We start from the raw sequence: 12,310 nt of genomic DNA, 5'->3' as shown, positions 1-12,310 counted from the left end.
GCTGGCGATCATGCTAGCACGGCGCGCCGACCCATCGGGAGCATCGCTGCTACTGGCGCCGGTCGCCGTCGCGGTTATGTGCCTCCATCTGCCCTCGGTCGTGCTGGGCGCGCTGCTGTTGCTGGCGCTGCTGCTCCTGCTGCTGGCGCTGGCGGTCCTGCATCTGCCGCTGCTGTTCCTGCTGGTGGCGCTGCTGCTCCTGCATTGCCCGCTGCTGCTCCTGCTGGTGGCGCTGCTGCTCCTGCATTGCCCGCTGCTGCGCCTGAGCCGCGCGTTGCTGCTGCTCTGCCTGTTGGCGCTGCATGGCCTGCTGGCGTTGCTGTTCCTGCATCTGGCGTTGTTGTTCCTGCACCTGCCGGTGCTGTTCCTGCATCTGGCGCTGCTGTTCCATCTGCTGGCGCTGGGCGGCCTGCGCCTGCCGCTGCTGGGCCTCCTGCGCCTGGCGCTGCTGGGCCTCCTGCATCTGGCGCTGCTGCTCGAAGCGCTGGCGCTGCATCTCCTGCCCCTGCCGCTGCTGCTCGGCCATCTGGCGCTGGCGCTCCACCTGCTGACGCTGCTGCTCGCCGGCCTGGCGCTGCTGGTCCATCTGCTGGCGCTGGGCGTCGTGCGCCTGACGCTGCTGCTCCATCTGCTGGCGCTGCGCGTCCTGAGCCTGGCGCTGCTGCTCCATCTGCTGGCGCTGGGCCTCGTGCGCCTGGCGCTGGCGGCCTTCCTGCATCTGGCGCTGCTGGGCGTCCTGGGCCTGGCGCTGTTGCGCCTCCTGCATCTGGCGTTGCTGCTCGAAGCGCTGGCGCTGCATGTCTTGCGACTGGCGCGCCGGATCGGGGCGATCCTGCCCGTCTGCCCACTGGCGTTGCTGCGCGCGCTGCTGTTCCTGCTGGCGACGTTCCATCGCTTCCTGCTGCTGGCGCTGCAGTTCGCGCGCCTGCTGCTGTTCGCGGCCCGGCTGGCCTTGCCATTGGCGCTGCTGTTCCTGCTGGCGGCGCTCCATCGCCTCCTGCTGCTGGCGCTGCTGCTCGCGCGCCTGCTGCTGTTCGCGCTGCATGGCCTGCGCCTGGCGTTGCGCATCGGGCTGGCCGGCAAAGCCGCGCCCGTCGTCGGGACGCGAGCCCTGCCCACGGCCATTGCCACGCCAGCCGTCCGGACCCTGAGCCGGGTCCGGGCGACCGCCGCGCGGCTGCTGCTCGCGCGCGGCCAGCGCTGCCTGGCTCATGCGCACGTCCGGCATGGGCTGCACCTCGCGCCCCGGGCGCCCGGGGCGTCCCGGCCGTGGCTCAGAGCTGCCGCGCCATACCGGACCCGCCCCCGGGACGACACCGCCCTCGCGGGCGAAGCGCCGGGCCAGGTCATCGGTGGCCGGCCGTCCCGGTGGATGCGCCGCAATCGCCTGGCGCTCGAAGCCCGGGCGCGCCTGCGGCGGCAGCTGCCGCACCGGCGCGGCGCCGACCAGGCTGTTCTTGACCGGCGCCACCGGCGGACCGCCGCGTGCCTCGCCGGCCGGCAGGTTGCGCCATTCGGCCCGGTGCATGCCGCGCACCGGGCGTCCCTCGACGAAATTGCGCGCCGGCATGCCGGTGATCGCGCCAGGCACGTTGCGGTTGGCATAAGGCGCGGGCCGCCCGCGGTCGCCCATCACGAAGTTGTTGACGGTGACGCGGTTGATGCGCGCGACATAGCTGGGACTGGCGCGGTACGCCGGCCGATAGGCGTCGCGCGGGGCCAGCGGGTACCACGCCACGCCGGGACCGCCGCCCACGCGCACGCTGCTCCAGCTTGGGCCGCCGCCACCGACAAAGGCGACCACCGCCGGCGCGTAGCACGGCCGCACGCGCGGGCCCGGCACCCAGCCCCAGCGCGTGCCCACATAGGCCCACCGCCCGTAGTGCGAGGGGGCGAAGCCCCATGGGGCATCGTCGATCCAGGTCCAGCCCCACGGCGCGATCCACGCCCAGTGGCCGACGCTGTAGGGTGCCCAGCCCACGCTGACGACGCGCGGGAACCAGACCGCGCCATAGGCGGGTTCTTCCTGCCAGTCGCCGTAGTCGTCCAGCGCCGCGTAGCCAGGCATTTCGCGCGGCAGGTAGCGCGCCGACGGCGACGCGTCTTCGCGCGCGTCGCGTGCCGCGGTCCAGCGGTCGAAGCTGTCTTCGGCAACAGGGCCGCCGCCGGCGTCGGCCAGGTCGGTGCCGGCAAAGCGCATGCGGTCGCCGCGCTGCAGTTCGATCGAGCGGCTGTCGCCGTAGACCACGGCGCTGCCATGCCGCATCGTCACCGTGGTGGTGCTGCCGTCTGGCGCCACGTCGAGCCGGTAGTCGCCCGGCTCGCGCGGCACGAAGGCCAGGTTGGGGGTATCGATCTCGACGGTCTGGTCCTGCGGCAGCGCGCGCACGCGCACCTGCAGCGTGCCCTGCGTCAGCTTGACCTGCGTCGTATCGTCGTCCAGGTTCAGGATGCTGGCCGCGGTGGCGCCGCCCATGCGCATGGCGACGGTGCCGGCATGCAGCTCGGCGCGGCCGCCGGCGTCCATCCACAGCCGGTCGCCGGTAGTGACCGGGCGGTTCAGGCCGGTGGCGGCCCACTGGTCCGAGCCTGCCGGCGCGAAGCTCAGGTTGCCTTCGACCGCGGTCAGCGTGGCAATGCGGGCGGACGGGTCGGCCTGCGCGACCGGGGCGTCGGCCATGGGCGCGTCCAGGTAGGGCTGGTCGGGTGCCGGCACCTGGGCCAGTGCAGCAGCAGCCACGGCCAGGGCCGCCGCGGCGGCGAGCGCGGTCAGGGCAAGCCGGCGCGGGCCAGCGAGCGAACGGGTACCACCAGGTTGGACGGATTCGGACATGATTTCAGGTCGGGACAAGACACTCCGGATGCGGCGCGGGCCCACCGATCGGAGGGCGATCGGCGAAGCCAATGGCAATGCGCCATCCTATTGCCACCATACATTGCCGGGAAGCCGGGCAGCATGGCCCGCGCGGCGGACTTTGTAAGCGCGTATTTCGCCATGTGGCATGACAGCCCGCGCCGTTTCGGGGTGCGAGGCAGGCAGCGGGCGGGCCGGCGGGCAGCCGGCGATGCGCGGCCGCACGCCGGCCGTCAAAGGTGGAAACAACTATTGCCGAAGCGGCCCATGCCGGGTGGTTGGCGGCGGCGTCAGCCGCCTTGCTGCTGGCGCAGCAGTTCGGTCAACTTGTCAGCCGGCATCGGCCGCCCGTACAGGTAGCCCTGGGCCTCGTAGCAGTCGTTGGCCAGCAGGAAGTCGCGCTGCTCGGTGGTCTCGACGCCCTCGGCGACCACGCCGATGTGCAGGCTTTTGCCCACGTTGATCACCGAGCGCACGATCGCGGCGTCGACCGGATCCTGGGTGACATTGCGGATAAAGGACTGGTCGATCTTGAGCCGGTCCACCGGGAACGACTTGAGGAAGCTCAGCGACGCATAGCCGGTGCCGAAATCGTCGCAGGTCAGCGTCACCCCGTCGCGGCGCAGCGCCTGCAGCTGGTCCGAGACCTCGTCGCCCTGTTGCAGCGCGATGGTCTCGGTAATCTCGATCTCCAGGCACTCCGGCGCCAGCTCCAGCGCGCGCAGCACGTGGCGCACCTCGGTCAGAAGGCGGCTTTCGGACAACTGCGCGGCAAACAGGTTGATGGCCACGCGCGGCGGCTGCGGAAACGCCAGCGACCACGAGCGCGCCTGCGCGCATGCGGTCTGCAGCAGCCACATGCCGACATCGCTGGCGATGCTGCTGGCGGCCAATGCGTCGATGAACAGCCCCGGCACGATCAGGCCCCGGGTCGGATGGCGCCAGCGCATCAGCGCCTCTGCGCCACGGATGCGGCCGTCACGCAGGTCGACCTGCGGCTGGTACAGCAGCTCGAACTGGCGCTGCGCGTAGGCTTCGTGCAGGGCCTGGACCAGCGACAGGCGCGCGGTCACGTCCGAGCGCATCTGCGGCTTGAAGAAGCGGATGGTGCGGCCGCCGTCGTGCTTGGCACGTGCCAGCGCCAGGCTGGCGGCGGCGAGGACGTCAGAGCCCAGTTCGCCGGCGGCGGGGATCACGCAGGCGCCGATGCTGGCCAGCACATGGTGGCGGCGCCCGCCGTGCTCATGCGGGGAAGACAGCATTGACAGGATCGCCGCGCCGACATGCCGGACCAGCGTGGGATCGGAAATGGAAGGCAGCAGCACGCCGAACTCATCGCTGCCAACGCGGCCGATGACGGCATCGCGCGGCGATGCGTCGCGCAGGCGCCGGGCCACGCGCTGCAGGATGACGTCGCCCTCGGCATGCCCGTGCATATCGTTGAAGGCGCGGAAATCGTCGATGCCGATCAGCAGCAATGCGCAGCGGGGCACCGCCTCTGCCTGCAGGCGCGCCTCCAGCCGCTTCAGAAACCCCTGGCGATTGTCAACGCCGGTCAGCGGATCGAGATCCGAGCCTGGCGAGGCGCCAGCCGCCTTCGCCCCGGACTTGGCCACCATCCCTGCCCCATCTGTAATTGTCGACATTGTTACCCGCTAGCAATTTAGCAAGTGTGACGAAAACTTGGAAAAAATCAAGAAGTTCCCGCCGGCAGCCGTAAGCCCAATGCGGCGATGCAACGCTGGCGAGCCTGCGGTGCTGTTGCGCGTTGAATCGGCTTCCGGCTTACAGTACCCTACCGCGCACCAGGGCCGTGCCGGCCGCCACGCCGCCGGAGATCCGCCCTGGACGCGGCGATGCGAGCAGCGGCCGCCCCGGGCAGTCTTGCGCCCCATCGCCACTGCGCCTCCTGAACAAGAACATGACCGGGACCTTCACCGTGAACGCTTGGACCATCCGCACCCGCATCCTGGCCAGCTTTTCCATGATCCTGCTGGTCATGGCCCTGATGGGCGTGGTCGCCTATACGCGGATGAACGCGATCGAGCGCGAAACCGCGCTGATGCTGCATGACGCGCTGCCGGGGCTGAACTACAGCACCGGAATCCGCGGAGTCTGGGGCGAACGCTACGTGCTTGCCTGGCAGACCATCAATGCCTCGAACGACGCCGAGCGCCGCGGCTTCCAGGACCAGGGCAAGGACGCGGTCGCGCGCCTGGACAAGCTGGAGCAGCAGTACGAGTCCTCGATCACGCGCAGCGAGGACCGCGTCGCGTTCCAGGCTTACCGCGACCTGCGCGCCCAGTATGAACAGGCCGCGCAGGTGCTGGCCCAGTCCGGCGACTGGAACGGCGCGGCCGCGGTCGCGGCGCTGCGCGGCAACGTGCACGATCGCTGGATCGCCGCGCGCAAGGCGGCCCAGCACCTGGTCGACGACAACAGCGCCGTCGGTTCACGCGCCGCGCGCGGCATCGACGACGCCGTCAACGCCGCCAAGACCGGCATCGAGGCCGCGCTGATCGCCGCGCTGGTGGTTGCCCTGGTGTGCGGCTACCTGTTGCTGCGCGCGATCACCGTGCCGATGCAGTCGATCGTCGGCCTGCTCGCCGGCATCCGCGGCGGCGACCTGCGCCTGCGCATGGCGCTGCGCCGCAAGGACGAGTTCCAGGAGGTCGAGGAAGGCTTTAACCAGATGACCGGCGAACTGACCTCGCTGGTGGGCCAGGCGCAGCGCACCGCGATCCAGGTCACCACCTCGGTCAACGAGATCGCCGCCACCGCGCGCCAGCAGCAGGCCACCGCCACCGAGACCGCCGCCACCACCACGCAGATCGGCGCCACCTCGCGCGAGATCTCGGCCACCGCGCGCGACCTGGTGCGCACCATCCATGAGGTATCCAGCGCTGCCGAGCAGGCCGCCGGGCTGGCCGGCACCGGACAGGTGGGCCTGTCGCGCATGGAAGGCACCATGCAGCAGGTGATGGACGCCGCCGGCTCGGTCAACGGCAAGCTCGCCACGCTGAACGAGAAGGCCGGCAATATCAACCAGGTGGTAACCACCATCGCCAAGGTGGCCGACCAGACCAACCTGCTGTCGCTCAATGCCGCGATCGAAGCCGAGAAGGCCGGCGAGTACGGCCGCGGCTTCTCGGTGGTGGCCACCGAGATCCGCCGCCTGGCCGACCAGACCGCGGTGGCCACCTATGACATCGAGCAGATGGTGCGCGAGATCCAGTCGGCCGTTGCCGCCGGCGTGATGGGCATGGACAAGTTCTCGGAGGAAGTGCGCCGCGGCATGTCGGAGGTGACGCAGGTTGGCGACCAGCTGTCGCAGATCATCGCGCAGGTGCAATCGCTGGCGCCGCGCGTGGTGATGGTCAGCGAAGGCATGCAGGCCCAGGCCGGCGGCGCCGAGCAGATCAACCAGGCGCTGATGCAGTTGTCGGAAGCCGCCCAGCAGACGGTCGAATCGCTGCGCCAGTCAGGCCAGGCCATCGACGAGCTGACGCTGGTCGCCAACGACCTGCGCAGCGGCGTCTCGCGCTTCAAGGTCTAGGCGGCAGCGTCGGACGGGCACGCCGCCTTTGCCATGCCGCCTTTGCCATGCTCCGCCCCGCGACCATGAAGCTCTTCCTGCTGTTCCGCCTTGGCGCTGACCACTACGCCCTGGATGCAGCCGAGGTCGCCGAGGTGCTGCCGCTGACGCGCCTGAAGCAGGTCCCCGGCGCGCCCGCGTGGGTGGCCGGCGTGATGGAGCGCCGCGGCCAGCCGGTGCCGGTGATAGACCTGCCCGCGCTGGCGACCGGCGTGCCGGCGGCGCTGCGCACCAGCACGCGCACGGTGCTGGTCCACTACCGCCATGGCGGCACCGCCGCGCCGCGGCTGCTCGGCCTGCGGCTTGAGTCGGCCACGCAGATGCTGCGCTGCCCGGCCGAATCCTTCGTCGATGGCGGCATCGCGGGCGCCAGCCCACGCTACCTGGGGCCGGTGCGCCATGACGCGCGCGGCCTGGTGCAGTGGGTGCGCATCGACGCCCTGCTGCCGGACGAAATCCATGCGATGCTGTTCGCCGATCCGTCGGGAGAGCTCGCATGAGCACTGCCACGCACATCGAAGCCCTGCTCAAGGCCCGCATCGGCCTGGACGCCAATGCCATCGGCAGCGGCGCGGTGGAGCGCGCGGTGCGCGAGCGCAGCCAGGCGGTGCACGCGGCGGACACGCAGGCGTACTGGAGCCTGCTGCACGGTACCGCCGGCGAGTTCCAGGCCCTGATCGAGGCAGTGGTGGTGCCCGAAACGTGGTTCTTCCGGCATCGCGAGGCGCTGCTGGCGCTGGGCTGCCTTGCGGCCGAGCGCGCCCTTGCCAGCGGCACGCGCACGCTGCGCGTGCTGAGCCTGCCCTGCTCCACCGGCGAAGAGCCCTATTCGATCGCCATGGCACTGCTCGATGCCGGCGTCCCGGCGGCGCGCTTCCGCATCGACGCCGTCGACATCAGCGCCCGCGCGCTGGCGCGCGCGCACCATGGCGAGTACGGCACCAACGCCTTCCGCGGCGGCCCGCTGGATTTCCGCGACCGCTATTTCACGGCCGGCCCCGCCGGCTACGCGCTGGACCCGCGTGTGCGTGCACAGGTGCGGCTGCTGCAGGGCAACCTGATCGACCCCGGCCTGCTCGCCGGCGAACCTCCCTATGACTTCGTGTTCTGCCGCAACCTGCTGATCTATTTCGATGCGTCCGACCAGCGGCGCGCCGTGCAGACGCTGGCGCGGCTGACAATGGCCGACGGCCTGCTTTTCGTCGGCCCGGCCGAGGCCAGCCTGCTGAGCGCGCAGGGGCTGGTGCCGGTCGGCTTGCCGCTGACCTTTGCTTTCCGCAAACCCTCGCCGCGCGCCGCGCCGGGCGCTGTCGCGCATCCGCCGCAGCTGGCAAGGATGGCTGCGCCGCCGCGCCTGCCACGCTCGCCGGTGCCGCCCAGGCCGGTGCCCGCGCGGCCAGCCGCGGCGGCCGGCGCACCGGCCGCCTCGGTCATGACCGGCAATGCGCCTACCGCCGAACTGGCCCGTATCGCCGGCATGGCCGACCGCGGCGAACTGGAGGCCGCCGCCGCCTGCTGCCAGGCACTGCTCGACCGCATCGGCACCGATGCCGGCGCCGCCGGCGCCTGGTGCATGCTGGGCGTGCTGCACGATGCCGCCGGACGCACCGCGCAGGCGCACGCCGCCTACCGCAAGGCGCTGTACCTGGATCCAGCGCACCAGGAGACCCTCTACCACCTGGCCGCGCTGCTCGACACCGAAGGCGACCATGACGGCGCCATGCGCCTGCGCCAGCGCGCGCAACGCCACCCCCGCAAGCACCATGGCTGAACCGCAAGGCATCTACCGCAGAACCGCCGCGGCCACCATGGCAGTGGACGATTGCTGGCGCCGCATCGGCGTGCGCGGCGACGGCTCCTGCCCGGCACTGGTCCAGCATGCGCACTGCCGCAACTGTCCGACCTACGCGCAAGCCGCGGCCATGCTGCTGGATGCGCAGCAGCTGGACCAGCTTGACGATGCACTGCCAGACGCGGCAACCGTCGCCGTGGAAACAGACGATCCGTTGGCGGGACACGGCACGGCGCTGTCGTGCCTGGTCTTCCGCATCGGCGAAGAATGGCTGGCGCTGCCGACCGCGGCTCTGGGCGAAGTCACCGCGCCGGGTCCGGTGCATTCGCTGCCGCACCGCCGCGATGCCGCCGTGCTGGGCCTGGCGGCCGTGCGCGGCAACCTGCTGGTGTGCCTGTCGCTGGCACGGCTGTTCGGCGCTGGCAGCGCCATGCCCGCCACCGGCAAGGCCGGCAAGGAGGACAGGGCCGCAGGCAGCCGCTTCCTGATCCTCGGGCAGGGCCGCGCCGCGCTCGCGCTGCCGGTGGACGAGGTTTCCGGCGTGGTGCGCGTACCCGGGTCCGCGCTGCAGCCGCTGCCGGCCACGCTGGGCCGCGCCTCGGCACGCTACACGCAGGCGCTGTTCCTGGACCAGGGCCGCAGCATCGGCCTGCTCGACGCGGCTCCGCTGCGCCAGGCACTGGCACGGAGCCTGGCATGAATCCCGAACAATTGCGCGACGCCTCGCTGCTCGAGTTGTTCGCGCTCGAGGCCGAATCGCAGGCCGAGATCCTCAACGCCGGGCTGCTGGCGCTCGAGCGCAACCCGGCCGCGGCCGAGCACCTGGAGGCGTGCATGCGCGCGGCGCATTCGCTCAAGGGCGCGGCACGCATCGTGGGGCTCGATGCGGCCGTGCGCCTGGCGCACGCGATGGAAGACTGCCTGGTCGCCGCGCAAGGCGGCATGCCGCTCGCGGCCGCGCATATCGACGCGCTGCTGCAAGGCACCGACCTGCTGCTGCACATCGGCCATCCGCGCGGAGGCGACCCGGGCTGGGCCGACGGTGCTGGCCGCGCCGAGATCGACGCGATCGCGCAGCGGCTGGGCATGCTGGATGCCGGCCTGGCCTTGCCGCCCGTCGCGGCCGCGCCAGGCGCGCGCTCAAGGACAGGGCCGCCAGACGATGCGCCCGCTGTACCGCCAGCGCCAGCCGCACCCATCCCGCAGCCCCAGGCGCCGGTGCCAGAGCCAGCCGTCCCCGGCGAGCCGCAGGAGCGCATGCTGCGCGTCAACGCCGATACCCTCGACCAGTTGCTCGCCCTGTCCGGCGAGGCCATGGTCGAATCGCACTGGCTGCGGCCATTCGGCCAGGCGCTGCAGAAGGCCAGGCGCCAGCAGGCGCGCGCGCTGCGCGCCGCCGATGCGCTGCAGGACGCGCTGCGCGACGCACTCGGAGACAACGCCGGCGCACGCACGGCGCTGGCCGAGTTGCGCCAGATGCTCGACGACGGCCATGGCGAACTGTCGCGGCGGGCCGACGAATTCGACGAGTACGACCACCGCGCCACGCGCCTTGCGCGCCGGCTCTATGACAGCGCGCTGGGCTCCCGCATGCGCCCGCTCGCCGATGGCCTGACCGGCTACGCGCGCATGGTCCGCGACCTGGGGCGCACGCTCGGCAAGCCGGTGCATCTGGAGCTGGTCGGCGCCGGCACGCAGGTCGACCGCGACATCCTGGAAGCGCTCGACGCCCCGCTCGCTCACTTGCTGCGCAACGCGGTGGACCACGGCATCGAGCCGCCCGCGGTGCGCCAGGCTGCGGGCAAGCCCGCCGAAGGCCGGGTCACGCTGCAGGCCCGCCACAACGCCGGCAGGCTGGTGATCGAGATATCTGACGACGGCGGGGGCGTCGACGTGGACGCGCTGCGGCGCGCGATCGTGCGCCGCAACCTGGCTTCGGAAGAGACCGCGGCGCGGCTGTCGCAGGCGGAGTTGCTAGATTTCCTGCTCCTGCCCGGCTTCAGCATGCGCGACACAGTGTCGGAAGTGTCCGGCCGTGGCGTGGGCCTGGACGCGGTGCAGGAGATGGTGCGGCGCGTGCACGGCAGCCTGTGCCTGACGCAGCAGCCGGGCCAGGGTCTGCATTTCCAGCTCGAGCTGCCGCTGACGCTGTCGGTCGTGCGCACGCTGCTGGTTGAGGTCGCGGGCGAGGCCTATGCCTTTCCGCTCGGGCGCGTGCTGCGCGCTGCCGCGATCGGGCGCGCTCAGATCGAGCAGACCGAAGGCCATCAGCATTTCCGGCATGAAGGCCGTGCCATCGGCCTGGTCAGCGCGGCGCAAGTGATGCAGCGCGCGGAGACCATTGCGCATGAGCGCGATGACGTGCAGGTGATCATCATTGGCGAGGGCGAGCGTACCTACGGCATCGCGGTCGACCGCATGCTGGGCGAGCGGCTGCTGGTGGTACAGCCCCTGCCTGCCGCGCTGGGCAAGGTAAAGGACATCGCCGCCGGCAGCCTGACCGACGACGGCATGCCGGTACTGATCTTCGACGTGGAGGACCTGCTGCGCTCGGTCGAGAAGCTGGTCTCCGAAGGCCGCATTGAAGGCGTGCGCCACGCCGCCGAAGCCGGCCTGCAAGCGCGCGCGCGGCGCGTGCTTGTGATCGACGACTCGCTCACAGTGCGCGAACTGCAGCGCAAGCTGCTGGCCGGGCGCGGCTACGATGTCGCGGTGGCGGTCGACGGCATGGATGGCTGGAACGTGCTGCGTGCCGAGCCTTTCGACCTGGTCATCACCGATATCGACATGCCGCGCATGGACGGTATCGAACTGGTGCGCAGGATCCGCCATGACGCCGCGCTGCGCCAGCTACCGGTGATGGTGGTGTCGTACAAGGACCGCGAACAGGACCGCCAGCGCGGCCTGGAAGCAGGGGCGGACTATTATCTGGCGAAGGGCAGTTTCCACGACGCCGCGCTGCTCGACGCGGTACAGGACCTGATCGGCGAGGCACGCTCATGAAAATCGGCATCGTCAACGACTCCCCGCTCGCGGTCGCGGCGCTGCGCCGTGCCATCGCGCTGGATCCCGCCTTCGAGATCGCCTGGATCGCCGCCGATGGCCAACAGGCAGTGCAGATGGCCGCGGCCCGCACGCCGGACCTGATCCTGATGGACCTGCTGATGCCGGTAATGGACGGCGTCGAAGCCACGCGCCGGATCATGGCCGCCACGCCCTGCGCGATCGTGGTGGTCACCATGGATCTCGGCCGCAATGCCGCGGGGGTGTTCGACGCGATGGGTTACGGCGCCATCGACGCGGTCGATACGCCCACGCTGACGGAAGCCGATGCGCAGCTCGCCGCCGGCCCGCTGCTGCGCAAGATGCGCAATATCGGCCAGTTGCTGGCTGGCCGCGCGATCCCGCAGCATAAGCTGCAAGCCGCGCCGCGCGCCGTCGCCGCGCCGCGCCTGGTGGCGCTGGGCGCCTCCGCCGGCGGTCCGGCCGCGCTGGCGGCGCTGCTGGGCGCGCTCCCGGCCGACTTCGGCGCGGCGGTGGTGGCTGTACAGCACGTTGACGAGGCCTTCGCCGCCGGCATGGCCGACTGGCTCGACGGCCAGTGCGCGCTGCCGGTGCGCATCGCCCGCGCCGGCGACACGCCGCAGGCCGGCACGGTGTTGCTGGCCGGCACCAATGACCACCTGCGCCTGGCCGGCCCGACGCGCATGGTCTATACCGAACAGCCGACCGACTACTTGTACCGGCCCTCCATCGACGTTTTCTTTGAAAGCGTGGTCGAACACTGGCGCGGCGATGTGGTCGGCGTGCTGCTGACCGGCATGGGACGCGACGGCGCAGTCGGCCTGAAAGCGATGCGCGACCGCGGCTTCCTGACGATCGCACAGGACCGCGCCACCAGCGCCGTGTACGGCATGCCGAAGGCGGCGGCGGCGCTCGGCGCGGCGGCCGAGATCCTGCCGCTGGGCCGCATCGCGCCACGGCTGGTGCAGGCGTGCGGCCGCAGCGGCCCGGCCGCGCCGCTGCCGTGAAACTGCCAGAACACTTCCCGGGCCCATCCCGGGCGCAC

General features: G+C 71.4%; 8 protein-coding genes. 6 read left to right on the top strand and 2 right to left on the bottom strand.

Annotated elements, in window-relative coordinates; genetic code table 11:
* Positions 1-49 precede the first annotated feature (49 nt).
* The gene (locus tag J8I34_RS04510; RefSeq protein ID WP_209805423.1) at positions 50-2,833 is read right to left on the bottom strand and encodes a DUF6600 domain-containing protein; all 2,784 of its coding nucleotides are present in this window, start codon (positions 2,831-2,833) and stop codon (positions 50-52) included.
* Between the two features lie 311 nt (positions 2,834-3,144).
* On the bottom strand, positions 3,145-4,473 hold the full coding sequence (locus tag J8I34_RS04505; protein WP_029047516.1) for a putative bifunctional diguanylate cyclase/phosphodiesterase: 1,329 nt from the start codon (positions 4,471-4,473) through the stop codon (positions 3,145-3,147).
* A gap of 302 nt (positions 4,474-4,775) precedes the next feature.
* Between J8I34_RS04505 and J8I34_RS04500 the strand changes: the two genes are divergently transcribed.
* The 6 genes from J8I34_RS04500 (at position 4,776) to J8I34_RS04475 (ending at position 12,272) form a co-directional block, all read left to right on the top strand.
* Entirely contained in the window at positions 4,776-6,410 is a 1,635-nt protein-coding gene (locus tag J8I34_RS04500; protein WP_245175764.1) for a methyl-accepting chemotaxis protein, read from the top strand.
* 65 nt (positions 6,411-6,475) lie between these two features.
* Positions 6,476-6,949 carry a chemotaxis protein CheW gene (locus J8I34_RS04495; RefSeq protein WP_029047518.1) on the top strand — a complete coding sequence of 158 codons (474 nt, stop codon included), beginning with the start codon at positions 6,476-6,478 and terminating at the stop codon, positions 6,947-6,949.
* Positions 6,946-8,220, top strand: coding sequence for a CheR family methyltransferase (locus tag J8I34_RS04490; RefSeq protein ID WP_209805422.1), 1,275 nt, complete (start codon positions 6,946-6,948; stop codon positions 8,218-8,220). Before J8I34_RS04495 ends, J8I34_RS04490 begins: the two co-directional genes overlap by 4 nt.
* Entirely contained in the window at positions 8,213-8,941 is a 729-nt protein-coding gene (locus tag J8I34_RS04485; RefSeq protein WP_209805421.1) for a chemotaxis protein CheW, read from the top strand. Before J8I34_RS04490 ends, J8I34_RS04485 begins: the two co-directional genes overlap by 8 nt.
* Complete coding sequence (locus J8I34_RS04480) at positions 8,938-11,244, top strand: hybrid sensor histidine kinase/response regulator (RefSeq protein WP_209805420.1); 2,307 nt, start codon at positions 8,938-8,940, stop codon at positions 11,242-11,244. The genes J8I34_RS04485 and J8I34_RS04480 overlap by 4 nt, the downstream gene beginning before the upstream one ends.
* The gene (locus J8I34_RS04475) at positions 11,241-12,272 is read left to right on the top strand and encodes a chemotaxis response regulator protein-glutamate methylesterase (protein WP_209805419.1); all 1,032 of its coding nucleotides are present in this window, start codon (positions 11,241-11,243) and stop codon (positions 12,270-12,272) included. The genes J8I34_RS04480 and J8I34_RS04475 overlap by 4 nt, the downstream gene beginning before the upstream one ends.
* The last annotated feature ends 38 nt before the right edge of the window (positions 12,273-12,310 follow it).

Source organism: Cupriavidus phytohabitans (assembly GCF_017815025.1).
GTDB lineage: Bacteria > Pseudomonadota > Gammaproteobacteria > Burkholderiales > Burkholderiaceae > Cupriavidus.
This window is presented reverse-complemented; position numbering and strand designations above follow the sequence as displayed.

Bases quoted from the DNA above. Each gene is read 5' to 3' on its own strand.
- J8I34_RS04510 (WP_209805423.1), bottom strand. From the start codon at position 2,833: ATGTCCGAATCCGTCCAACCTGGTGGTACCCGTTCGCTCGCTGGCCCG.
- J8I34_RS04475 (WP_209805419.1), top strand. From the start codon at position 11,241: ATGAAAATCGGCATCGTCAACGACTCCCCGCTCGCGGTCGCGGCGCTG.
- J8I34_RS04500 (WP_245175764.1), top strand. From the start codon at position 4,776: ATGACCGGGACCTTCACCGTGAACGCTTGGACCATCCGCACCCGCATC.
- J8I34_RS04480 (WP_209805420.1), top strand. From the start codon at position 8,938: ATGAATCCCGAACAATTGCGCGACGCCTCGCTGCTCGAGTTGTTCGCG.
- J8I34_RS04485 (WP_209805421.1), top strand. From the start codon at position 8,213: ATGGCTGAACCGCAAGGCATCTACCGCAGAACCGCCGCGGCCACCATG.
- J8I34_RS04490 (WP_209805422.1), top strand. From the start codon at position 6,946: ATGAGCACTGCCACGCACATCGAAGCCCTGCTCAAGGCCCGCATCGGC.
- J8I34_RS04495 (WP_029047518.1), top strand. From the start codon at position 6,476: ATGAAGCTCTTCCTGCTGTTCCGCCTTGGCGCTGACCACTACGCCCTG.
- J8I34_RS04505 (WP_029047516.1), bottom strand. From the start codon at position 4,473: ATGGTGGCCAAGTCCGGGGCGAAGGCGGCTGGCGCCTCGCCAGGCTCG.